This window comes from Mycobacterium sp. 94-17 (genome assembly GCF_035617725.1).
GTDB lineage: Bacteria > Actinomycetota > Actinomycetes > Mycobacteriales > Mycobacteriaceae > Mycobacterium.
This window is the reverse complement of record NZ_JAPIYN010000005.1, coordinates 141,431-162,778: the sequence shown is the minus strand read 5'-3', so window position 1 is coordinate 162,778 and position 21,348 is coordinate 141,431. Positions and strand designations below refer to the sequence as shown.

Sequence of the window (21,348 nt, the reverse complement as noted above, 5' to 3'; positions counted from 1 at the left end):
CCACGTGGGTCGGGTAGACGGCAAGGTAGCGATCATCAGCGGAGGCGCCGGCGGCATGGGCGCCGAGGATGCGCGCCTGCTGGTCGAGGAGGGCGCCAAGGTGGTGATCGGAGACATCCTCGACGACCAGGGCAAGGCGCTGGCCGACGAGCTGGGCGACTCCGCGCGCTACGTACACCTCGACGTCACACAGCTCGACCAGTGGGAAGCCGCTGTCGCGACCGCCGTCGGCGAGTTCGGCAAGCTCAACGTGGTGGTCAACAACGCGGGCACCGTCGCGCTCGGCCAGCTGAAGAAATTCGATATGGCCAAGTGGCAGAAGGTGATCGACGTCAATCTCACCGGCACCTTCCTGGGTATGCGGGTGGCGGTCGACCCGATGACCGAGGCCGGCGGTGGCTCCATCATCAACGTGTCATCCATCGAGGGACTGCGCGGTGCGCCCATGGTGCACCCCTACGTCGCGTCCAAGTGGGCGGTGCGCGGCCTGACCAAGTCCGCGGCGCTCGAGTTGGCGCCCTTGAACATTCGGGTGAATTCGATCCATCCCGGATTCATCCGCACCCCGATGACCAAGCACCTGCCGGAAGACATGGTGACCATCCCGCTGGGCCGTCCGGGCCAGGTGCGCGAGGTCGCGACGTTCGTGCTGTTCCTGGCCAGCGATGAGTCGTCCTACTCCACCGGCAGCGAGTTCATCATGGACGGCGGCCTGGTCACCGACGTCAACCACAAAGACTTCTAAGCTGATCCGTCGCCGAATGTGCTCCGAGGGCAGGATTTTCGCGATTTTTTCGCCCTGAGTGCACGTGCGGCGCGGGAGGAGCCGTGCCCATGCTGCGCAGTCTGGCGGGCCTGGTCGGGTCGAACCACGTCGTCACCGACCCCGATGTGATGGCGGCGCGCAGCATCGACTACACCGGCCGGTATCGGGGCAGGGCGAGCGTGCTGGTGCGGCCGGGCACGGCCGAGCAGGTCGCCGAGGTGCTGCGGGTGTGCCGGGACGCCGGGGCGCACGTGACGGTGCAGGGCGGCCGGACCTCGCTGGTGGCCGGCACCGTTCCCGAGCACGACGACGTGTTGTTGTCCACCGAGCGGCTGCACGCACTCGGTGACGTCGACACCGTCGAACGCCGGATCGAGGCCGGCGCCGGAGCCACCCTGGCCGCGGTGCAGCGGGCCGCTGTCGCGGCGGGCTTGGTGTTCGGCGTGGACCTGGCGGCCCGCGACACCGCGACCGTCGGCGGCATGGCGTCGACGAACGCCGGCGGCCTGCGCACGGTCCGCTACGGCAACATGGGCGAGCAGGTGGTCGGCGTGCAGGTGGCGTTGCCCGACGGCACGCTGCTACGCCGGCACAGCCGGGTGCGCCGGGACAACACCGGCTATGACCTGCCGGCGCTGTTCGTGGGCGCCGAGGGCACGCTGGGCGTCATCACCGAGCTGGACCTGCGGCTGCACGCCGCGCCGTCGCACCGGGTGACGGCGATCTGCGGGTTCGCCGACCTCGATGCGCTGGTGGCCGCCGGGCGCACCTTCCGCGACGTGGACTGCATCGCGGCCCTGGAACTGATCGACGGCCGGGCCGCTGCGCTGACCGCCGAGCATCGTGGCATCGGTTCGCCGGTCACCGCCGACTGGCTGCTGTTGGTGGAACTGGCCGGCGATCACGACCAGACCGAGCGGCTGGCCGGGCTGCTCGACGACGTGCCGATGCGCGCCGACCCCGCGGTTGGCGTGGATCTTGCTGCGCAGCAACGGTTGTGGCAGCTTCGCGAGGCGCTCGTCGACGTGCTCGGCGTGCACGGCCCACCGCTGAAGTTCGACGTGTCGCTGCCGATGTCGGAGATCGCCGGATTCGAGAGGGCTGCAGTCGATTTGGTGCACACGCACGCCCCCGACGCGCTGCCGCTGCTGTTCGGCCACATCGGCGAGGGCAACCTGCATCTGAACGTGTTGCGTTGCCCGGCCGACCGGGAGCGGGCGCTGTATCAACCGATGATGGATCTCATCGCCAGGTCCGGTGGCAACGTCAGCTCCGAGCACGGTGTCGGCAGCCGCAAACGGCCGTACCTCGCCATGTCACGCGATGCCGCCGACATCGCCACGATGCGCACGGTCAAAGCCGCACTGGACCCGACGGGTTACCTCAACGCCGCGGTGTTGTTCGACTAGACGGCCTTGATCCCGACCGCGTGGCGCAGCTGCGCCAGGAACTGGTCGGCGTCATCACTGGGCACGATGTAGTGCGATATCGCGATCCGGATCACCGTCGCGGCCTTGACCGCCGCATTGGGTCCGGGCAGGTGCCGCTGCAGGCCCTCGCGCATCTGCGGGATCACCCACGAGAACTGGGCGATGGTGTGCTCGGGTTCGACGTCGACCATCCGCACGCCGGAGTACGAATGCTGGTACTCGACGATGAACCGCAGCACGGCGTCGAGCTTGTCCACACCCTTGAGGCCCGCGGTCGCCTTTACCAGCCCGCTTTCGAAGATCTGGCGCTCGTAGGCCGAAAACGCCGACAGCAACTCCTCTTTGGACGCGAACCATCGGTACAGCGTCGGGCGGGAGACGCCGGCCTGGGTGGCGACGTCAGAGAGGCTCAGCTTGGTCTTTCCGTTGCGGCCGAGCACCTCGGCGGTGGCCGCCAGGATGCGCTGACGGGTCGAGGTGTCGGTTTCGGCGATCGTCGTCGCCCGGGCCGGCCGGCTCATGATTCAAACTCTTCGCGGTGTCGCCGAGGTGTCATGGTCATTCGCTCCCACGTTAGGCCCGAGGGGGGCGCCGGCGCACCAGCACCGACTGTTGGATGGCGCCGACCGCGCCCTGCTCGTCGAACAACGTGCCGATGGTCGTCCCGATGCCGTCCGGCCCGTAGCTGGTCTCCGCCCGAATGCCGATCCAGTCGCCGTCGGGAACACGAAACACGTGCACGGCCAGATCGGTGTTGAGGAAGGTCCACTTGGTGATGTCCAGCTTGCTGCCGATGCCGTTGGCGCAGTCGGCCACCGCGAACAGCCGTTCCAGCTGCGTCATGCGCTCGCCGTTGACCAGGTCGACCGTCGGGTTGATCCACGATTCGCCGGGCCCCTCGCTGAGCGGCTCGTTCAGCCACAGCCACTGCAGGCTGTGCACGTAGTTGCGGTCCCAGTCCCGCGCCTTGAGGTTGCGGTTGTAGGCCTCGGCCCGCGGCCGTGGCAGCGGCGCCGGGGCGTGGGCCAGGGACTGCGTGTCCTGATGCTGTAGCCGCCATCCGGTGGCGCGCGCCACCGGCCGCGGTGTGCCGTCGGGCCCGGGCGCCAGCATCTCGGCGCTGAGCAATTCGATCTGCTTGCCTGGGCGTTGCACCTCCGCGCGCACCGACAAATCACCCTCGGCCGGCACTCCGCCCAGCAGGTCGATGACGACCCGGGACAGGCGCGTGTCGTCGCGCTGTTCGCACCGCTGAAGCCCCCGCACCAGCAACGCCGACACCGGGCCGCCGTGCTGGATCGCCGCCGACCAGGTGCCACGCGCCAGGTCGGTCGCCCGGAACTTCTCGCCCGGCGCGGCTGTGTCGCCGGCCGAGTCGATCAGCTCGTAATAGGCGTCGGTCATCGTCAACCTCTCGGGTCAGGGCAGGCCGGCGCCGGGAGTGTTCACCGTGACGGCATCCAGCCGGGAAAGCCGGGTGCCCGCCAGGCGCTGAGGATAGGCCTCCGTGCTCGACAACAGAAACAGCGTGCGGCGCTGCGGGCCGCCGAGCGCGCAGGCGATCGCGACCCGGTCGCCCATGTCGATTCTGTCGGTCACGGCGCCGCCCGCCATGACCCGCTCGAACTGATGGGCCAGCGTCATTGCCGTCCACACCCCGCCCTCGGCGTCCAGCGCGATGCCGTCGGGCGGGCCGTCGAGGCCGTCGGCGACGATCCGGCGGTCGGACAGTCCGCCGTCGTCGCCGATGCGGAACGAGGTCAGCCGCCGGCCCGTCGACTCAGCCACGATCAGCGTCCCGCGGTCGGGCGTGATCGCCATGCCGTTGGGAAATTGCAGGTCTTCGGCCACGATCGTGGCGCTGTCGTCGGGATCGAGCCGGATGATGACGCCCCCGGTGAAGGCCTGTGACCCGATGTAGGCGCGCCCGGCGTCGTCGATCACTATGTCGCCGAGGTTGGCCGGCGCCAGGCCGGTGAGATCGGCGATGGTGATGACGCTCTCGCCGTCATAACGCAGCACCTGCCGGTCCTCGGTCGAGGCGATCAGCAGTGACCCGTCGGGGCGGAAACCCAGGCCCGACGGCGAATGCCCCGGCAGCGGCAGCGTGGTCAGCGATCCACCCATGGTCGCGGTGTGGACGGCCTCGCCCAGCATGTCGGAGAACCACAGCAGGCCCTCGAACCAGCGCGGGCCCTCGCCGAAGCAGAATCCGTTGGCCAGTGGCTCAGGAATCATCCGCCCTTGCCTCCGGCACATCGGTCCGCGTTACAAAACACCGAAAAAGTGTCATGCACCGCGGGTATCGGTGTCAATTTTCCGACCGGGCGAGCTCCCGTGCCACTGCCTCGTGGTACGCGTCGATCTTCGCCGGATTGGCCTGAACGAACAGTTGATCGGGCAGCGGGGCGTGCTTGTCCGCCTCGATCGTCATGGTCCGGGAGAACAGCGTGATGTCCTGTCCGGGCCTGGTGAGGCGGTAGGAGACCGTGATGCGGCCCGCCATCCCGCCGTTACCGTCACGGTCATGGCCCAGGCGGCCGAGCGAGGTGAACACGAACAACGTCGGGCGTACCGCGGCGGCCAGCTGCCAGGTGAAGACGCGGTCACCGTCGGCGCCGGCCTCCTCCCAGGTGTCACCGACCGTCAGCGGGAGTTCCGGCAAGTTGCCGATGTGCGCGCTGCCGGGGTAGGTCTTTGTCCAGTTGGCCGGGTTGGTGACGAAGTCGTACACGGTCTCGGCGGACTGCGTGAACGCGGTCTCCGATGTGGTGGTCGCGATGCCCAATCCTGTTGCCTCCCTGTCTGTTCCACCGTCCCAGTGAAGCGTGGGGCCGCGGTCTGATTAGCCAAGCTTTACAAATCCTACTCAAAGTGTCACGCTGAGCGCTGGGCCGCGAGCGCGAGAGGAACAGTGGGTTGACGAAGGCGTCTGAGGAATCCGAGCAGACCGAATGGACCGTGCAGGGCCTGCTGGATCTGTTCGACGTGCGGGCCGACGGGCAAGACCGGTTCACCGGTGAGACCGGCATCGCGGGGGGCGACGAACGCCAGGTGGTAGAGGGAACCCAGGTGCTCGCGCAGGCGATCGTGGCGGTGGCCAAGCGATTTCCCGACAAGTCGGTGCGCTCGGCGCACGCGGTCTTCTCGCGTGCGGTCACCGTCGGCCCGCCGATCGAACTGGTCCTCGACGTCGTGGCCGAAGGCCGCTCCACCGCCACCGCGGTGGTCGCCGTGCATCAGAACGGCAGGCGCTGCCTGAGCATCACGGTGCTGGCCGACGTCCCCACCGGCGATGTCATCCGCCACCACCTGCCGCGCCCGGACGTCGCCGCGCCGGCGGACGCACACCACTCGCCGATGCCGATGGTCGGCCGCGAGCTACGGCTGGTCGACGTCGTCGACGTCAACAGCCCCGACGAGGTCGGCCCGCCGGAGCTCCACGCGTGGTTGCACTACGACCCGATTCCCACCCGCGACGACCTGGCCAAGGCGCTGCTCGCGTACTTCACCGGGCACCTGGGGATCTCCACCACCATGCGCGCGCACGAGGGCATCGGCACCAGCCAGGCGCACCTGACCGTGTCCACCGCGCCGATGAGCATCTCGGTTGCCTTCCACGAACCGGTGGACTGGACCGGCTGGCTGCTCTACACGCACGAGAGCACCCAGGTCGGCGCCGGCATGTCCTACGTCCGGGGCGCCGTGCACGCCGAGGAGGGCGACCTGTTGTGCTCGTTCGCGCAGGAGGCGCTGATCCGTCCACTGCGCACCAGCGACACGGCGATCGACTCGCGCGCGCGGTTCTAACGGCCATGCGGTTCACCATCACCCACCCGATGCACAGCCATCCGTACAACCCGGAGCTGGTGAGCGGTGACGGCATCGGCAAAGTGGCCGCGGCGGCAGAGGCGGCCGGAATCCACGGTTTCGGCTTCACCGACCACCCGGCGCCCTCACAGCGATGGCTGGAGGCCGGCGGGCACGATGCGTTGGATCCCTTTGTCGCATTGGGTTTCGCGGCCGCCACCACGTCCACGCTGCGGCTGATCCCCAACATCGTGGTGCTGCCGTACCGAAACCCGTTCGTGGTGGCCAAGTCCGGCGCCACTTTGGACCTGCTCTCCGGTGGCCGGTTCACGCTCGCGGTGGGCGTGGGCTACCTCAAGCGGGAGTTCGCGGCGCTGGGCGTCAGCTACGACGAGCGCGCCGAGCTGTTCGAGGAATCCCTGCAGGTGATCAGGGCCATCTGGACCGGTGACGATATCTCGTTCGAGGGCAAGCACTTCAGCGCGCGTGGCATCACCGCGCATCCCCGGCCGGTCAGTGATCCGCACCCGCCGATCTGGATCGGCGGCAACACCTCGTCGTCGCGCCAGCGGGTGGCCCACCACGGCGACGGGTGGTGCCCGTTCCCCGCGCCACCGCAGCTGGCCCAGACCGCGGGCACGGCCGTCATCGACTCGGTGGGCAAGCTCGCCGAGGGCATCGACGACCTGCGGCGCAGATGCGATGCGGCGCAGCGGGATTGGTCGGCCATCGACATCACCTTCACCAACTTCGAGGGCGGCAGCATCACCGATGCCGACTTCAACGCCGATGCCTACCTGCACGGCCTGGAGAAGCTGGAGAACCTGGGCGTCACGTGGGTCAGCGTCCACCTGCCGGGCGACAGCATGACCCACGCGCTCGAAACCCTCGACCGTTTCCGCACCCTGGTCATCGACGCGGCGTGATGGACTTCTCCCGCGTCGAGCTCTCGCCCGAGGACCAGGAATTCTACGATGAGTTCCGGTCTTTCATCGCTGAGCACGTCACCGACGAGGTACTTCGCCGTGATCGCGAGACCGGTGAAAACTTCAGCGAGCCGGTGCATTTGGGATTGGGCAAAGCGGGATATCTGGCTTCGGACTACAAACAGGAGTCCGAGGGGGGATTCAATCCGGTGCGCAGGCGAATCTTCCACCTCGAGGTCGGGCGCGCCCACACGCCGTGGTTCCACTGGGGCACCACCGCCGCCGTCGCGCGATTGGTGCAGCAATTCGGGGCTCCCGAACTCGCCGACGCGGTGTTGCCCGGCGTGCTGTCCGGCGAGATCCGGCTGTGTCTGGGCTATACCGAGCCTGAAGGCGGCTCGGACGTGGCCACCTGCAAGACCCGCGCGGTGCGCGAGGCGGACGGATCGAGCTGGGTGATCAACGGCTCCAAGATGTTCACCTCGAACGTGCAGAACGCGAAATACGTCTTCCTGCTCACCAACACCGACCCGCAGGGGCGTAAACACAAGAACCTGACCATGTTCCTCGTGCCGCTGGATTCACTAGGAATCGAGATCCACGGCATCCGCACGGTCGACGGCGACCGCACCAACATCGTCTATTACAGCGATGTCCGCGTCGACGACCTCTACCGGATCGGCGAGGTCAACGGCGGCTGGACGGTGATGCGGTTCGCCCTCGATGCCGAACACGGCGTCACCGACCCTGCAGACCATGGCCTGCAGAACATTTCGATGCTGTCCGAGCACGGCCACCTGATGGCCGAGGCGGCCGACGGGGTAGCGGCACGCGTGGCGGGACTCGACGACGACTCGGTGAAATACCGGCTCGGGCGCAGCCTCGCCCGCATCGAGGCGGCGCTGTCGACTCCCGGCAGCTACGGACGCGTCGCGATCATTCAGACGATGCGCGACGTCGCACCGGACTTGATGGACATTCTCGGGGCCGCGTCGGCATTGCCCACCGACACAACGGGTTCCGCTGACGACGGTGCCATCGAGTTCATCTTCCGCCACGGCGTTCCCGCCGGGATCTACGGCGGCAGCATGGAGGTGTTCCGCAACATGATCGCCCAGCACGAGCTGGGGCTGGGGCGTCCTAGCTACGGACGCTGACCGGCAGTTCGGCCGTCACCTCGGCGCGGGTGTCGTCGAAACTGAGGAATCCCTTGATCGGCAGGCTTTCCGGCGGCGGATCCGGGTAGCTCCAGGCGATGTCTTCGACCTCACTCGATGACCAATACGTCGCGAAGCCTTTGTAATTACAGTAACTCGACGTCTCAGAGGGGCGCAGCAGGTCGGTGCGCACGTGTGCCGGATCGACGTAGAGCCGCGGGCCGAGCGCGGTCTCGAAAAGGATCACCGTGTCGTCGGTATCCACCAGCGTGGTGCCCGCGACGCGGACGCGCAGGCGGCGTCGCGTCGGGCGGCAGTCGACGCGGTGATAAGGATTGGGCGGGTAGTGGACGAGTTCGCGCCCCTCTTCGAGCCAGGTGTCGACCGCGTCCCAAGGCACCTGGACGAAACCCGGCGCCTCGGGTTCCGGCTCGCCCGGCAGGTCGCCGACTTCGTCGGCCGCGAAGGCGTAGCTCAACGGGCGGCCGCGCCGGTGCACCATCAGCGCGTGCTCGGTGTCGATCACCAGGTTGCCGTCCTTGACGGCCTGCACGCGCCGGGGATGTGGTTCGACGTAGACGACGTCGTCGGGTATCGCGGGCGAGAAGCGCCCCGCGGGATCGTTACTGAGCGGACCACGCCCGGCCACCAGAGTCATGAGTCGCCCTTCCATCGCCCGCAACCGCCCCCGAACGTCACGCTAGCGTGACTCTGAAGTTGCGGCGTCACGCTGGCGTGACGCTCGAATGGCAGAGGGCAGGAATTACCGATGGCAGGACCGGTGGCAGGCATCAAAGTCGTCGAACTCGGAGTCTGGGTGGCCGGGCCGGCGGCCGGCGGCATCCTGGCCGACTGGGGTGCCGACGTCGTCAAGATCGAACCACCGACCGGTGATCCGGCGCGCATGTTCGGTCGGATGCTGGGCTGCGACCTGGGCCTGAACCCCCCCTTCGAGATGGACAACCGGTCCAAACGCAGCGTCGTGCTGGACCTCGGCGCTGAGGCGGGTCGCGACACCGCTGTCGAACTGCTCGCCGACGCTGACGTTTTCCTGACCAATGTGCGCCCCGGCGCGCTCCGACGCCTCGGCCTGGATTTCGAGTCGGTGTCGGCCGCCAACCCGCGCCTGGTCTACGGGCTCATCACCGGATACGGCGAGGAGGGGCCCGACGCCGACCGCGCCGCCTTCGACGTCGCCGCATTCTGGTCGAGGGCCGGGGTGGCGCATCTGCTCACCCGCCCGGGCGACACGCCCCCGTTTCAGCGTGGCGGCATGGGCGACCACTCCGCCGGCATGACGATGGCCGCGGCCGTGTGCGCGGCCCTGCTCGCCCGCGAACGTTCCGGCGCGGGCCAGCTGGTGACCACGTCCCTCTACCGGCAGGGCGCCTACACCGTGAGCTTCGACCTCAACACCTATCTGATGAGCGGGCAGCCGATCGCGATCGGCCGGCGCGAGACGATGGGCAACCCGTGCATGAACAACTACGCCGCCGCGGACGGGCGCCGGTTCTGGATCGTCGGCCTGGAGCCCGAGCGGCACTGGCCGGCGCTGTGCCGCGCGGTGGGCCGGCCGCAGTGGCGCGACGATCCCCGCTTCGCCGACGCCCGCGCCCGCGCCGTCAACTCGACGGTGCTGATCGCCGCGCTGGACGAAATCTTCGCGACGCGCCCCCTCGACGAGTGGGCGCAGGTCTTCGCGGGCGAGCCGGATTTCTTCTGGTCACCGATCAACAGCCTGGAGGACGTCGTCGCCGACGAGCAGTTCCACGCCGCGGGCGGCATCGTCGACGTGCCCGACGGCGAAGGCTGCGTGCCGATGGTGTCGACGCCCGCGGATTTTCACGGCACCCCGTGGGCACCGCGTTCTGTGGCACCGGAACTCGGGCAGCACACCGAGGAGGTCGTGGCTGAACTGGCGGCGCGCCGGCGTTCCTGACGGGGCGCCGGGACCTTTACAAATTTCAACAAAAGTGTCACGCTGTCCGGTGAGCCGCATCGCCCGACGCGTGAAGCGGCTGCAGCCCATGAGAAAGCCCATGACAAGCGCTTGAGGCCCGCCGTCCCACGGCTGGCGGGCGGTGGTGAGGAATGGATCGATGGTCGCGCCTACGTTCGACATCAGCAAGAGCAGCGCTGCGAAAGCAACCGGCGAGGGTCTGCGGTACCGGCTCGACGTCGTCGCGGCCAGTGCGGTCGACGCCGTGCAGTCGGCCGGCGGCTGGCTCTACGACCGGGCCATGGCCGGTTGGGAAGTGACCGTGTTGCTACCGCGGGGCTGCGACACCCACCCGCTACGGATCCTGGGGGTGCGGGCGGCCGACCTCGGGCCGCAGCTGGCCGGGCTGGGTGCGGACTCGACGAGCCTGGCCGTGAGCGCCGAGGCGTTCATCGCCGATGCCCTGGTGCGCGACGCGGTGCTCGAGTCCTTGAACAGCCGGCTGGTCGAGGTCGCCTTGTGGGGCGAGGGATGGCCGCTGGGCGTGAACCGCGCAACGACCCGGGCGCAGCACCTGCTCAGCGGCGCGGCCCGCATGTTCAAGGGTCATGCGCTTGCGGCGGCGGGCATCCCGGGCGCGACGGTCGACGCCACCGAGGCGTTGCTGTGCGACGTTGGCTCGGGGGCCGAATCAGAGCTGATCCGGCTCGACTAGCCCATGAAGAAATACTTCCGGCACACCCTGCTGTATCTGCACGAGACGATCTCGCTGGGATCCGGGCGAAGCGACCGATTCACCGAGATGTTCGCCGACACCTACCAGCCGACGATGGAACAGCTCGGCGCCCGGCTGTTCGCGATCTGGGAATCCACGCCGTACAACGGTCACTGGCCGCAGGTGACGGTGATCTGGGAGATCGACGGCTTCTCCGACTACGCCCGGATCGGCGCCGCGCGGGCCCGCGGTGGCAGCCACGAGGCCGCGGCGGGCAAATGGTCGGCGTTTCTGGCCGATATCGGCGCCTCGGGGGAGGGCCGCATCATGTACCCGGGCCCCAACAACAGGACCCTCGCCCAGCTGCGCGAGGCCGAATTCGCTGCGCCGCTGGTGATTCAGGAGATCATGCAGACCAAGCCGGGCCGCCAGGACGACTACATCCGCGAACTGGAGCGCCTCTACGTGCCCTGGTCGGAACGCACCGGCAAGCGCTGGCTCGGGTCGTTCACCACGACTTTCCGCTACAACGAAGTCATCCACTACTGGGCGCTCGACGGCGGCTGGGACTGCTTCGCCGAACACTATCCGTCCTGGAAGGAGAGCCCACCGGCCGAGATCGTCACGTGGATGAGCGTGGCTCCCGCGCTGCGTGACGGCTGGGAGGATTCCATTCTGCAGGCCCTGTCGCCATCGCCACTGCAGTGACGGAGCGTCGAAATCTGTTGAACATCAACGACTTCAGCTACGACCCCTTCGACGCGGCCGTCATGGCAGACCCGTTGCCGTACTACCGGACGCTGCGCGACCGCTACCCGGTGTACTACATGCCGCAGTGGGACACCTTCGCGCTGTCGCGGTTCGAGGACATCTGGACGGTGTTGGAAGTCAACAACGGCACTTTCGTCGCCTCGGAGGGCACGCTGCCGCCGGCGTCGGTTCTGGCCCAACACAACGACGGTCCGGTCGGCGACCCCCCGCTGCACCCGCTGCCCTTCCACGCCGTGTTCGACGCGGACCTCTACGGCGAGATCCGGCGTACCCACTCCCGGCCGTTCCGGCCGCGGTCGGTCACCGACCTGGAGGGCCGGATCCGCGCGCTGGCCAACGAGCGCCTCGACGCGCTGCTTCCGGGCGGTTCATTCGACCTGACCCAGGATTACGGCGGCGTCGTGGTGGCCGCCGTCGTCTGCGAATTGCTGGGTATTCCCACCGATCTCGCGCCGCAGGTCCTCGCCACCGTCAACGCAGGCAGCCTCGCCCAGCCGGGAGCGGGCGTGGACACCGGGCAGGCGCGTCCCAACTACTTCGAATATCTACTGCCCGCCGTCCAGCGCCGTCGCGCCGACTCGTCGGCGGGATCCCTCGACGTGGTTGACGGCCTGCTCGGATATCGCCTGCCCGACGGCAGCGCGCTCGACGACATGGAAGTCGCGACCCAGATGCTGTGCATCTTCATCGGGGGGACCGAAACGGTACCCAAGATCGTCGCGCACGGGCTCTGGGAGCTCAGCCGCCGGCCCGACCAACTGGCCGCCGTGCGCGCCGACCTGGAGAACAACGTGCTCGTCGCGCGCGACGAGATGATCCGATTCTGCGCTCCCGCACAGTGGTTCGCGCGAACGGTGCGCAAGCCCTTCAAGATTCACGGCCGGACCTTGAATCCGGGCCAGCGCGTGATCACCCTGCTCGCGTCAGCCAACCGCGACGAGCGGGAGTACCCCGAGCCCGACGCGTTCATCTGGGATCGGCCGATCCGCCGCTCGCTGGCGTTCGGCCGGGGACAGCACTTCTGCATCGGATACCACCTGGCGCGGCTGGAAGTGGCTGTGCTGCTTGCCGAATGGCTGCGCCGGGTGCCCGACTACGCCATCCGGGACGACACCGCCACCCGGTTGCCGTCGAGCTTCCAATGGGGCTGGAATAGCATCCCGGTGGAGGTCTGAGGTGTGGTCCTACCGAATCACCGCGCCGTACTTGTTCGAGCGCACCACGATCGACGACAAGACACCCGAGTGCCTGGCCGACGGGCAGGTACTGCTTCGGTTTTCGGCCGCCGGCGTCTGCGGCAGCGATCTGCCGGCCTTTCGCGGCGCCAGGGGCCGCATCCCCGGTGACGACGGTCCCAACGGCCCGGAGAAGGACGGATTCCCCATCCACGAGGTCGCCGGCGAGGTGATCGCAAGCCGGCATCCCGCACACCGTCCCGGCGATCACGTGGTCGGCTGGGCATCCGGCTTCGACGGGATGATGGAACGCGTCGTCAGCCACGGTGACGGACTGGCGCCCTACGACCCGGCGCTGCCCCCCGCCCAAGCGGTCGGGCTGCAACCACTGGCGTGCGTCCTCTACGCCTGCGAGCAACTCGGCGACCTGGCCGGCCGGCACGTCGCGATCATCGGCCAGGGATCGATCGGCCTGTTGTTCTCCTACGTGGCCAAGGCCGCCGGAGCGGGACGCGTCACCGGGGTCGACCCGATCGATCGCCGTGACCTGGCAAGCGCTTTCGGCGTCGACGACCCGGTGCGCGCCACCAGCGACCGCTGGGTGAGCCGGCTCGGGTCTGCCGACCGCGCCGACATCGTCATCGAGGCCGTCGGTCATCAGGTCGCCACTCTGAACCACGCCATCGACGCCGCCGCGCCCGGCGGCACCGTGTTCTACTTCGGCGTCGCCGACGACGAAATGTATCCGATCAGCATGCGGGTGATGCTGCGCAACAACCTGACGCTGAAATCCGGTGTGACGCTGGACCGGCGGCGAATGCTGGAGCTCGCAGGCAAGTTCGCGGCCGAGCATCCCCGGCTGCTGGGCGCCTACCTCACCCACACGTTCGGCAGCGACGAGGTGCAGGACGCCTTCGACCTGGCCAGCCGCCCGGTCGCCGAACGCATCAAGATCGCGATCGCCGGATGAGACGACCATGACCGACACCTCGCCGAGCAATCTGCAACGGGCACTGAGCCGCAAAACCCCGATATTCGGCGGCTGGGTCACCGGTCTCACCGCGCACGGACCCGAGGAATTCGCCCGTGCGGGTTACGATTACGTCGGCTTCGACGCACAGCACGGCTATCTCGACGACGCCGACATCGCCGGCCTGCTGCGCCGCACCGAGCACGTGCCGGTCGGCACCGTGGTACGCCTGCCCAACGCCGACGCGGGGCCGATCGGCCGGGTGCTGGACGCGGGCGCCGACGCCGTCGCCATCGCGATGATCGAGTCGGCGGACCAGGCCGCCGCGGCGGTGTCCGCCACCCGCTATCCACCCAGCGGCATCCGCAGCTTCGGTCCGCTGCGCGCCGGCCTGGGTCACGACCCCGCCGACCACGAGGCGCGGGTCAGCGTGTTCGCGATGATCGAGACCGCCGCGGCGCTGTCCGGCATTCACGAGATCTGCGCCGTTGACGGGCTCACCGGAATCTACGTCGGCCCAGCCGATCTGGCGATATCGCTGGGCGCAGGCGTCGTCGGCGCGACACGGAATCCGGACGTGCGCGACGCGATCGTCCGCATCCATCGGGCCGCCGCGGACGCGCGACTGGTCACCGGCGTTCACGCCGGGGACGGCAAGACCGGACATGCCATGGCGCAGCTGGGATTCGGCATGATCACCCTGGCCGCCGAATCGCAGGCGCTACGACGAGGCGCCGCCGAGCACCTGCGCGAGGCGACACAATGACCGACAAGGCAAGGATCCGTGAGCTGCTCGCCGGCTACGCCCTGGCGCTTGATGTGGGCGACGTCGACGAATGCGTCGGGCTGTTCGTGCCCGACGGCGAATTCCTGGTCTATGGCAAGACCTTTGCCGGCCACGACGGGATCGCGGGCATGTTCCGCGACGCCGCCCGCGGCCTACACCTGACCGGAAGCGCGCGGATCGAGGTCGAAGGGGAACACGCCACGGCCAGGTCGCAGGTGCTGTTCGTCCGCGCCGGCGACCTGCAACTGCGGCCCGCGATCTACGACGACGAGCTCACTCGCATCGCCGGGCAGTGGCGCTTTGTACGGCGCCGGTGCCGCTTCGTCACCAGCGCCGGATTAGCCGACAGCCCGGAGGTGAGCCGAGCATGAACCAACGCGTCGCACTGGTGACCGGCGCCGCCGGCGGACAAGGCGCCGCCATCGCCAAAAGACTTCGGGAAAAAGGGTTTTCGGTAGCGGCGTGCGACCTGCGGACGGAGGAGCTGCGCGCCGCGGACGACGATGATGCGATCGCCCTCGAGCTTGACGTCACGTCGCCGGAGCAGTGGCACGCGGTGGTTGCGCAGGTCGTCGCGCGCTTCGGGGCGTTGAGCGCGCTGGTCAACTGCGCCGGCGTCCTGCACCGGGCGTCTTTGGCCGACGAAACGCCCGACGGATTCGAAACCGCCTGGCGGGTCAACTGTCTGGGGCCGTTCCTTGGGATGCGCGCGGCGGTGGAACCGCTGCGCGCCGCAACGAACGCGTCGATCGTCAACATCTGCAGCACCGGTGCGATCCGCCCCTTCCCGCAGCACGGCGCCTACGGGTCGTCGAAGTGGGCGCTGCGCGGCCTGACCCAGACCGTCGCGGCCGAACTCGCCCCCTCGCGCATCCGGGTCAACGCCGTTTTCCCGGGGCCGATGGCCACGCCGATGCTCGACGCGGACACCCAGGCGCGGTTGGCCGAGGCGTCCCCGTTCGGGCGGATCGGCGCGGCCGGTGAAGTCGCCGACGCGGTGGCCTTTCTGGTTTCCGACGAGGCGTCGTTCATCACCGGCGCCGAACTCGTCATCGACGGTGGGCAATGCCTGCAGATCCGGTAAGCGACCTCACGATCGGCATCATCGGCGCTATGCCGGGGGGACTGGCATTGGAAATCATGCTGTCGCGGCCGCCGGAGCGGGGCGTGCGGTGACGGTCCTGGACGGCGCGGATCGTCTCGACCCCGCGCTGCGCGCCGTCGCGACGACACGGACCGAATTCTCCGTCTCCGCACTGCGACTCACCCGCGGTCCCTTTGACGAACGGCGCCGTCTGACCGTCGCACAGACGGATGCGCGGGGGGTCCGCATCGTCGAGGACAACGTGCCGACGAAATCCGGCGGTGTCACCGTGCGCATCTATCGTTGCGGGCACGTGGAGCCGGCACCGGGCGTGGTGTACTGCCACGCCGGTGGCTTCGCGCTGGGAAGCCTGGACACCGATCACCGGCAATGCGTGGAGCTTTCGCGCCGCGCTCGCTGCGCGGTGGTGTCGGTCGACTATCGGCTCGCCCCCGAACACCCCTACCCGGCGGCGCTCGACGACGCGAGCGCCGTGCTGCGGTGGCTCGCCACCAACGCGGGACATCTCGGGGTGGATCCGTCGCGCCTGGCCGTCGCGGGCAGCAGCGCCGGTGCGGCACTCGCCGCATGTTTGGCGCAGCAGGCCACCGACGGCACGCTGCCGCAGGTGGTGTTCCAGCTGCTACACCAGCCGGTGCTCGACGATCGAATCACTCTGTCGAAGAAGGAGTTTCGCAGCAGTCCGGCTTTCGACGGCGAGGCCGCCGAGCTGATGTGGCGCCACTACCTGGGACCGGCAGGCGCCCCGGAGTGCGCCGTGCCCGCCCGGCGAGGCGAATTCGCCGGACTGCCACCGGCTTTGATCACCTGCGCGGAGGTCGACCCCTTCCGCGACGAGGCCATCGACTACGCGCTGCGGCTACTGCGCGCGGGGGTCTCCGCCGAGCTGCACGTCTTCGCGCGCGCCTGCCACGGGTTCGACTCGCTGCTGCCCGACTGGCCCGGCTCGCATCGGTTGTTCGCGCTGCAGGGCGCCGCCCTGTCCGGCGCGTTGCACGGTGACTAACCGTCGAATCTGATCAGCTGTCGCACGGCGGTGCCGTTGGCCAGGTTGTCCATCGCCTCGTTGATGTCCTCGAGCGGGATCGTCGACGACACCAGCGATTCCACCGGTAACCGGCCCGACTGCCACAGGCCGACGAACCGGGGGATATCCCGGCTGGGCACCGCCGAACCCAGGTAACTGCCGATCAGTGATCGGCCCTCGGCGACAAAGCCCAAGGGCGACAAGCTGATTCGTGCGGACGGTGGCGGCAGACCCACGGTGATGGTGCGCCCGCCGGGCGCGGTCAACCCGATCGAGGCCTCCAGCGCGGCCGGATGACCGACGGCCTCGACCACCACGGCGGCCTTGACCCCGGCGTCCGAGGCCTGCTGCGGCGTGAAGGTGTCGTGCGCGCCCAAGCGCCGGGCGGCGACCAGCTTCTCCGGCAACTGATCGACGGCGACGACGCGGACGTCGTCATAGGTCAGTGCGGTGAGCAGCGCCGCCATTCCGACGCCGCCGAGCCCGACAACGGCAACCGTCTGCCCCGGCCGCGGATGCCCGACGTTGAGCACCGCGCCACCACCGGTGAGCACCGCGCAGCCCAGCAGCGCGGCGACGTCGGCCGGCACGTCGCCGGGCACCGCGACCGCGCTGGCGCGATTGACGACCGCGTGCGTCGCGAAACCCGACACACCCAGGTGGTGATACACCGGATGGCCGGCCCGGCTGAGCCGAATGTCGCCACCGAGCAAGGTGCCCGCGCCGTTGGCCGCGCTGCCGGGTTCGCACGGCGTCAGGCCCTCGGTCGCGCACGCCGCGCAATGGCCACAGCGCGGCAGGAACACCAGCACCACCCGCTGGCCGACGGCCAGGTCGTCGACGCCTTCGCCGACCCGCTCGACGATGCCGGCGGCCTCGTGGCCGAGCAGCATCGGCACCGGTCGCACCCGATTGCCGTCGACCACCGACAGGTCGGAATGGCAGACGCCGGCCGCCTCGACCCGCACCAGGACTTCGTCGCGACCCGGAGGCGCCAGCTCGAGGCCGGTGACGGCGATCGGCCGCGACTGGGCATAGGGCCGGGGTGACCCGATGCGCTCCAGTACCGCGCCCCGAATTCCAGACATGCTGGAATACAACCATGGCGTCGAGTTCGGTAGTTCCGCCCGCACCGGACGGGCTCACCAGCAACGACTTTCCGGTGCTGTGGCCGGTCGGCACCCGGTGGGCCGACAACGACATGTTCGGCCACCTCAACAACGCCGTGTACTACCAACTGTTCGACACCGCGATCAACGCCTGGATCAACATCGGCACCGGCCTGGACCCGATCACCACTCCCGCGCTGGGCATCGTCGCCGAATCGGGTTGCCGCTACTTCTCGGAGCTGCAGTTCCCGCAAGACCTTGTGGTCGGTCTGGCCGTCACTCGGCTGGGCCGCAGTAGCGTCACCTACCGGCTGGGCGTGTTCCGGACCGCGCGGCACGAGCCCGCGGAAAGCGAGGCGCAACCCATCACCGCGCTCGGGCACTGGGTTCACGTCTACGTCGACCGCGTCACCCGCAAGTCCGTCCCCATCCCTGACGCCGTCCGCGCGCTGCTGGCGACCGCGACCGTCGAGGCGTAAGACGAATAAGCGCCTGGCAGCAGGGCTTTCGTCTCGAACGCGGCCGCGGCCGCGCGGGAAGGACGGATCGTCGGCCCCGCTATGCTTCGCGCATGCCAGTGATGAGCAAGACCGTCGAGGTGCACGCCGACGCCGCGTTGATCATGAAGATCGTCGGTGACTTTGAGGCCTACCCGCAGTGGAACGAGGAGATCAAGGGCCTATGGGTGCTTGCCCGCTACGACGACGGGCGCCCCAGCCAGCTGCGGCTCGACACCGACTACCAAGGCATGCAGAGCATGTTCATTCAGGCCGTGTACTACCCGGGAGACAACCAGATTCAGACCGTCCTGCAGCAGGGTGACCTGTTCACCAAGCAGGAGCAGCTGTTCAGCGTGGTGCCGATGGGAGCGTCGAGCCTGCTGACGGTGGATCTGGACGTGGAGACCTCGATGCCGGTGCCGGCGCCGATGGTGAAGCAACTGCTCAACAACGTGCTCGACCACCTGGCCGAAAGCCTCAAGAAGCGCGCCGAACAGCTCGCGTCGCAGCCTTGATGGCGGCGACGCGCTTCGCCCGGCTTCGCCGCGCTCGCTATCACCGCCGGTCCTGATTGGCGGCGACCCGCTTCGCCCGGCTTCGCCGTTAGAAGATCCCCGTGCGGTCGCGCATCTCCGTCAGCCGCGTCGCCGCGTCGGTGAACTGCCACACGGTGTGCTCGATCACCGCGGCGGTGTCGCGGCGGCGCAGCGCGGCGATCAGCTGGCGGTGGTTGTCCACCGCGGCCTGACCCCAGTGCGGATCGGTGGCGTAGACCAGCACCGGCATGTACCGCGCCGCGTTGAGCAGGAACCACGCCAGTTTGATGCGACCACTGGCCTGGTTGAAGACGCGATGGAACGCGAACTCGATACCCGCGATGGTCTCGGCGTCGCCAGAGCCGACGGCCGCAGCCAGCGAGTCGTTGATCCGGGCCAACTCGTCGATCTCGGTGTCGGTGATGTGGCCGGTGGCCGCGGCCGCCAGCTCCCGGGCGATCGAAGCCTGCAGCCAGAAGATGTCCTCGATGTCCTGCCGGGTCAGGGGCAGCACCACATGCCCGCGGTGCGGTTCGAGCTGCACCATTCCCTCGCCGCGCAGCTTCAGCAGGGCCTCGCGCACCGGGGTGACGCTGACCCCGAGCTCGGCCGCGGTCTCGTCCAGCCGAACGAACGTCCCCGGCCGCAGCTTGCCGGACATGATCGCCGCCCGAAGATGACCCGCCACTTCGTCGGACAGCTGCGCCCGGCGCAGCGGCCGCCGGCTCCTCGGCTGCATGGACATCGGTGCGTTCACGGCGGCTGCCAGGGCTTTCGTGGGCTTGGCGGGACGGGGTTCAACTTTTGACGGGTGTTAACGGGGACTTGTCAGTGGACCGTCAACGCCATAGTGTGACCCACACAACACCAAGTTTTATCAAATATCAACCTGGCGCAAGCGGTGCGCGAGTGAAGGGGAGTGCTCAGCTTGACCGCGCAATTGGCGAACCATATGACGCAGGCGAACGAGCAGCCGTACCTGGCCCGGCGACAGAACTGGGTGAACCAGCTGGAACGGCACGCGCTGATGCAACCGAAGGCGACGGCGCTGCGGTTCCTGGGCAAGACGCTGACGTGGGACGACCTGCGCAGGCGGGTGACGGCGCTGGCCGATGCCTTGAGCCGCCGGGGTGTCGGCTTCGGCGACCGCGTCATGATCCTGATGCTCAACCGCACCGAGTTCGTCGAGTCGGTGCTGGCCATCAACATGCTCGGCGCCATCGCGGTCCCGCTGAACTTCCGGCTCACCCCGTCCGAGATCGCGTTCCTGGTCCAGGACTGCGAAGCGCGCGCCGTCGTCACCGAACCCGTGCTGGCCCCGGTGGCCGTCGGGGTCCGCGGCATCGAGTCGACGCTGAGCACCATCGTGGTGGCCGGCGCTCCGACCGACGACAACGTGCTCGGCTACGAGGACCTGATCAACGAGCCCGGGCAACAACACCAGCCCGTCGACATCCCGAACGACTCGCCGGCGCTGATCATGTACACCTCGGGCACCACCGGACGCCCGAAGGGCGCCGTGCTGACCCACACCAACCTGACCGGCCAGACGATGACCGGGCTGTACACCAACGGCGCCGACATCAACAGTGACGTCGGATTCATCGGGGTGCCGTTCTTCCACATCGCCGGCATCGGCAACATGCTGATCGGGATGCTGCTGGGCATCCCGACGGTGATCTATCCGCTCGGCGCCTTCGAACCCGGTCAGCTGCTCGACGTGCTCGCCGCCGAGAAGGTCACCGGCATCTTCCTGGTGCCGGCCCAGTGGCAGGCGGTCTGCGCCGAGCAGCGCGCCCGCCCGCGCGAGCTGAAGTTGCGGGTGATCTCGTGGGGCGCCGCGCCGGCCCCCGACTCGCTGCTGCGGGAGATGTCGGCGATGTTCCCCGGCACGCAGATACTCGCCGCGTTCGGGCAGACGGAGATGTCGCCTGTCACGTGCATGTTGCTGGGCGAAGACGCCATTCGTAAGCGTGGCTCGGTCGGCAAGGTGATCCCCACCGTGGCCGCCCGCGTGGTCGACGAGAACATGAACGACGTGCCAATCGGCGAGGTCGGCGAAATCGTTTACCGCGCACCAACTTTGATGAGCGGTTATTGGAATAACCCGGAGGCCACGGCGGAAGCGTTCGCCGGCGGCTGGTTCCACTCCGGCGACCTCGTCCGGATGGACGAGGAAGGCTACGTGTGGGTGGTCGACCGCAAGAAGGACATGATCATCTCCGGCGGCGAGAACATCTACTGCGCCGAGGTGGAAAACGTCCTCGCCAGCCACCCCGGCATCGTCGAAGTCGCGGTGATCGGCCGGGCCCACGACAAGTGGGGTGAGGTGCCCATCGCCGTGGCCGCCGTCGCCGACGACAATTTGCGGCTCGACCATCTCGGCGAGTTTTTGACTGAGCGACTGGCCCGTTACAAGCACCCCAAGGCGCTCGAGATCGTCGACGCGCTGCCGCGCAACCCGGCCGGGAAGGTGCTCAAGACTGAACTGCGGGTGCGCTACGGCGTCGGAGAAATCGACTAAATCCATTCTAGGGCAAGAGGTTTTACGAGCAGAAAGGAAAGCTGACGGGAGCTGAAGCGTTTGCCGGCTGTTGGTGAAGGGTTAATTGTGCAGATGCGGTT

24 protein-coding genes are annotated in these 21,348 nt (G+C 68.4%); 17 read left to right on the top strand and 7 right to left on the bottom strand.

Annotation, left to right across the window (positions count from 1 at the left end; all coding sequences use genetic code 11):
* The first annotated feature begins 4 nt into the window (after positions 1-4).
* Both OQ789_RS08450 and OQ789_RS08445 read left to right on the top strand, forming a co-directional pair.
* On the top strand, positions 5-745 hold the full coding sequence (locus tag OQ789_RS08450) for a glucose 1-dehydrogenase (protein ID WP_324684901.1): 741 nt from the start codon (positions 5-7) through the stop codon (positions 743-745).
* An 89-nt stretch (positions 746-834) separates the two neighbouring features.
* Positions 835-2,175, top strand: coding sequence for an FAD-binding oxidoreductase (locus OQ789_RS08445; RefSeq protein WP_324684900.1), 1,341 nt, complete (start codon positions 835-837; stop codon positions 2,173-2,175).
* On the opposite strand, the gene OQ789_RS08440 is transcribed toward OQ789_RS08445, so the two are convergent.
* The 4 genes from OQ789_RS08440 to OQ789_RS08425 form a co-directional block, all read right to left on the bottom strand.
* The gene (locus tag OQ789_RS08440) at positions 2,172-2,717 is read right to left on the bottom strand and encodes a TetR/AcrR family transcriptional regulator (protein ID WP_324684899.1); all 546 of its coding nucleotides are present in this window, start codon (positions 2,715-2,717) and stop codon (positions 2,172-2,174) included. The two genes, OQ789_RS08445 and OQ789_RS08440, sit on opposite strands and share 4 nt — an antisense overlap.
* Before the next feature lie 52 nt (positions 2,718-2,769).
* On the bottom strand, positions 2,770-3,600 hold the full coding sequence (locus OQ789_RS08435; protein WP_324684898.1) for a thioesterase family protein: 831 nt from the start codon (positions 3,598-3,600) through the stop codon (positions 2,770-2,772).
* Between the two features lie 15 nt (positions 3,601-3,615).
* Positions 3,616-4,434: an SMP-30/gluconolactonase/LRE family protein gene (locus OQ789_RS08430; RefSeq protein ID WP_324684897.1), complete on the bottom strand. Its 819-nt coding sequence runs from the start codon at positions 4,432-4,434 to the stop codon at positions 3,616-3,618.
* A gap of 73 nt (positions 4,435-4,507) precedes the next feature.
* Entirely contained in the window at positions 4,508-4,984 is a 477-nt protein-coding gene (locus OQ789_RS08425) for an SRPBCC family protein (RefSeq protein WP_324684895.1), read from the bottom strand.
* A gap of 131 nt (positions 4,985-5,115) precedes the next feature.
* Between OQ789_RS08425 and OQ789_RS08420 the strand changes: the two genes are divergently transcribed.
* Genes OQ789_RS08420 through OQ789_RS08410 form a run of 3 tightly spaced genes read left to right on the top strand, consistent with a single transcriptional unit; the run spans position 5,116 to position 8,089 of the window.
* Positions 5,116-6,006 (top strand): acyl-CoA thioesterase, encoded by an 891-nt coding sequence (locus OQ789_RS08420; RefSeq protein WP_324684893.1) that lies wholly within the window; start codon positions 5,116-5,118, stop codon positions 6,004-6,006.
* 5 nt (positions 6,007-6,011) lie between these two features.
* Positions 6,012-6,932, top strand: a complete 921-nt coding sequence (locus OQ789_RS08415; protein WP_324684891.1) for an LLM class F420-dependent oxidoreductase — start codon at positions 6,012-6,014, stop codon at positions 6,930-6,932.
* On the top strand, positions 6,932-8,089 hold the full coding sequence (locus OQ789_RS08410; RefSeq protein ID WP_324684889.1) for an acyl-CoA dehydrogenase family protein: 1,158 nt from the start codon (positions 6,932-6,934) through the stop codon (positions 8,087-8,089). Before OQ789_RS08415 ends, OQ789_RS08410 begins: the two co-directional genes overlap by 1 nt.
* Here the strand turns inward: OQ789_RS08410 and OQ789_RS08405 are convergent.
* Positions 8,073-8,747 carry a DUF427 domain-containing protein gene (locus tag OQ789_RS08405; RefSeq protein WP_324685077.1) on the bottom strand — a complete coding sequence of 225 codons (675 nt, stop codon included), beginning with the start codon at positions 8,745-8,747 and terminating at the stop codon, positions 8,073-8,075. The two genes, OQ789_RS08410 and OQ789_RS08405, sit on opposite strands and share 17 nt — an antisense overlap.
* Before the next feature lie 111 nt (positions 8,748-8,858).
* Between OQ789_RS08405 and OQ789_RS08400 the strand changes: the two genes are divergently transcribed.
* The 9 genes from OQ789_RS08400 to OQ789_RS08360 all read left to right on the top strand — a co-directional run bounded on the left by OQ789_RS08400 (position 8,859) and on the right by OQ789_RS08360 (position 16,557).
* On the top strand, positions 8,859-10,028 hold the full coding sequence (locus OQ789_RS08400) for a CoA transferase (RefSeq protein ID WP_324684888.1): 1,170 nt from the start codon (positions 8,859-8,861) through the stop codon (positions 10,026-10,028).
* Positions 10,029-10,188: 160 nt separating this feature from the next.
* Entirely contained in the window at positions 10,189-10,743 is a 555-nt protein-coding gene (locus OQ789_RS08395) for a hypothetical protein (protein ID WP_324684887.1), read from the top strand.
* Between the two features lie 3 nt (positions 10,744-10,746).
* Complete coding sequence (locus tag OQ789_RS08390) at positions 10,747-11,451, top strand: NIPSNAP family protein (RefSeq protein ID WP_324684886.1); 705 nt, start codon at positions 10,747-10,749, stop codon at positions 11,449-11,451.
* A 62-nt stretch (positions 11,452-11,513) separates the two neighbouring features.
* Entirely contained in the window at positions 11,514-12,689 is a 1,176-nt protein-coding gene (locus OQ789_RS08385) for a cytochrome P450 (RefSeq protein WP_324685075.1), read from the top strand.
* Position 12,690: 1 nt separating this feature from the next.
* Positions 12,691-13,659, top strand: coding sequence for a zinc-binding dehydrogenase (locus OQ789_RS08380; RefSeq protein ID WP_324684885.1), 969 nt, complete (start codon positions 12,691-12,693; stop codon positions 13,657-13,659).
* A 7-nt stretch (positions 13,660-13,666) separates the two neighbouring features.
* Positions 13,667-14,425, top strand: a complete 759-nt coding sequence (locus OQ789_RS08375; protein ID WP_324684884.1) for an HpcH/HpaI aldolase family protein — start codon at positions 13,667-13,669, stop codon at positions 14,423-14,425.
* A complete protein-coding gene (locus OQ789_RS08370) occupies positions 14,422-14,817 on the top strand; it encodes a nuclear transport factor 2 family protein (RefSeq protein WP_324684882.1) in 396 nt (131 codons plus the stop codon). The genes OQ789_RS08375 and OQ789_RS08370 overlap by 4 nt, the downstream gene beginning before the upstream one ends.
* Positions 14,814-15,530 (top strand): SDR family oxidoreductase, encoded by a 717-nt coding sequence (locus tag OQ789_RS08365; protein ID WP_324684881.1) that lies wholly within the window; start codon positions 14,814-14,816, stop codon positions 15,528-15,530. The genes OQ789_RS08370 and OQ789_RS08365 overlap by 4 nt, the downstream gene beginning before the upstream one ends.
* Positions 15,531-15,618: 88 nt before the next feature.
* Entirely contained in the window at positions 15,619-16,557 is a 939-nt protein-coding gene (locus OQ789_RS08360; RefSeq protein ID WP_324684880.1) for an alpha/beta hydrolase, read from the top strand.
* Here OQ789_RS08360 and OQ789_RS08355 read toward each other — a convergent pair.
* On the bottom strand, positions 16,554-17,666 hold the full coding sequence (locus tag OQ789_RS08355) for an alcohol dehydrogenase catalytic domain-containing protein (protein ID WP_324684879.1): 1,113 nt from the start codon (positions 17,664-17,666) through the stop codon (positions 16,554-16,556). The genes OQ789_RS08360 and OQ789_RS08355 overlap by 4 nt on opposite strands.
* A gap of 14 nt (positions 17,667-17,680) precedes the next feature.
* On the opposite strand from OQ789_RS08355, the gene OQ789_RS08350 reads away from it, so the two are divergent.
* Together OQ789_RS08350 and OQ789_RS08345 are read left to right on the top strand one after the other, a co-directional pair.
* Positions 17,681-18,166, top strand: coding sequence for a thioesterase family protein (locus OQ789_RS08350; RefSeq protein WP_324684878.1), 486 nt, complete (start codon positions 17,681-17,683; stop codon positions 18,164-18,166).
* A gap of 92 nt (positions 18,167-18,258) precedes the next feature.
* Entirely contained in the window at positions 18,259-18,702 is a 444-nt protein-coding gene (locus OQ789_RS08345) for an SRPBCC family protein (protein WP_324684877.1), read from the top strand.
* 88 nt (positions 18,703-18,790) lie between these two features.
* Here OQ789_RS08345 and OQ789_RS08340 read toward each other — a convergent pair whose 3' ends face one another.
* A complete protein-coding gene (locus OQ789_RS08340; protein WP_324685073.1) occupies positions 18,791-19,468 on the bottom strand; it encodes a GntR family transcriptional regulator in 678 nt (225 codons plus the stop codon).
* A 183-nt stretch (positions 19,469-19,651) separates the two neighbouring features.
* Between OQ789_RS08340 and fadD5 the strand changes: the two genes are divergently transcribed.
* Positions 19,652-21,247: a fatty-acid--CoA ligase FadD5 gene (fadD5, locus tag OQ789_RS08335; protein WP_324684876.1), complete on the top strand. Its 1,596-nt coding sequence runs from the start codon at positions 19,652-19,654 to the stop codon at positions 21,245-21,247.
* Positions 21,248-21,348 lie beyond the last annotated feature (101 nt).

Excerpts from the sequence above, each read along its gene's own strand:
- OQ789_RS08445 (WP_324684900.1), top strand. The coding sequence starts at position 835 with ATGCTGCGCAGTCTGGCGGGCCTGGTCGGGTCGAACCACGTCGTCACC.
- OQ789_RS08440 (WP_324684899.1), bottom strand. The coding sequence starts at position 2,717 with ATGAGCCGGCCGGCCCGGGCGACGACGATCGCCGAAACCGACACCTCG.
- OQ789_RS08435 (WP_324684898.1), bottom strand. The coding sequence starts at position 3,600 with ATGACCGACGCCTATTACGAGCTGATCGACTCGGCCGGCGACACAGCC.
- OQ789_RS08430 (WP_324684897.1), bottom strand. The coding sequence starts at position 4,434 with ATGATTCCTGAGCCACTGGCCAACGGATTCTGCTTCGGCGAGGGCCCG.
- OQ789_RS08415 (WP_324684891.1), top strand. The coding sequence starts at position 6,012 with ATGCGGTTCACCATCACCCACCCGATGCACAGCCATCCGTACAACCCG.
- OQ789_RS08410 (WP_324684889.1), top strand. The coding sequence starts at position 6,932 with ATGGACTTCTCCCGCGTCGAGCTCTCGCCCGAGGACCAGGAATTCTAC.
- OQ789_RS08405 (WP_324685077.1), bottom strand. The coding sequence starts at position 8,747 with ATGACTCTGGTGGCCGGGCGTGGTCCGCTCAGTAACGATCCCGCGGGG.
- OQ789_RS08400 (WP_324684888.1), top strand. The coding sequence starts at position 8,859 with ATGGCAGGACCGGTGGCAGGCATCAAAGTCGTCGAACTCGGAGTCTGG.
- OQ789_RS08395 (WP_324684887.1), top strand. The coding sequence starts at position 10,189 with ATGGTCGCGCCTACGTTCGACATCAGCAAGAGCAGCGCTGCGAAAGCA.
- OQ789_RS08390 (WP_324684886.1), top strand. The coding sequence starts at position 10,747 with ATGAAGAAATACTTCCGGCACACCCTGCTGTATCTGCACGAGACGATC.
- OQ789_RS08385 (WP_324685075.1), top strand. The coding sequence starts at position 11,514 with ATGGCAGACCCGTTGCCGTACTACCGGACGCTGCGCGACCGCTACCCG.
- OQ789_RS08375 (WP_324684884.1), top strand. The coding sequence starts at position 13,667 with ATGACCGACACCTCGCCGAGCAATCTGCAACGGGCACTGAGCCGCAAA.
- OQ789_RS08370 (WP_324684882.1), top strand. The coding sequence starts at position 14,422 with ATGACCGACAAGGCAAGGATCCGTGAGCTGCTCGCCGGCTACGCCCTG.
- OQ789_RS08365 (WP_324684881.1), top strand. The coding sequence starts at position 14,814 with ATGAACCAACGCGTCGCACTGGTGACCGGCGCCGCCGGCGGACAAGGC.
- OQ789_RS08355 (WP_324684879.1), bottom strand. The coding sequence starts at position 17,666 with ATGTCTGGAATTCGGGGCGCGGTACTGGAGCGCATCGGGTCACCCCGG.
- OQ789_RS08350 (WP_324684878.1), top strand. The coding sequence starts at position 17,681 with ATGGCGTCGAGTTCGGTAGTTCCGCCCGCACCGGACGGGCTCACCAGC.
- OQ789_RS08345 (WP_324684877.1), top strand. The coding sequence starts at position 18,259 with ATGCCAGTGATGAGCAAGACCGTCGAGGTGCACGCCGACGCCGCGTTG.
- OQ789_RS08340 (WP_324685073.1), bottom strand. The coding sequence starts at position 19,468 with ATGTCCATGCAGCCGAGGAGCCGGCGGCCGCTGCGCCGGGCGCAGCTG.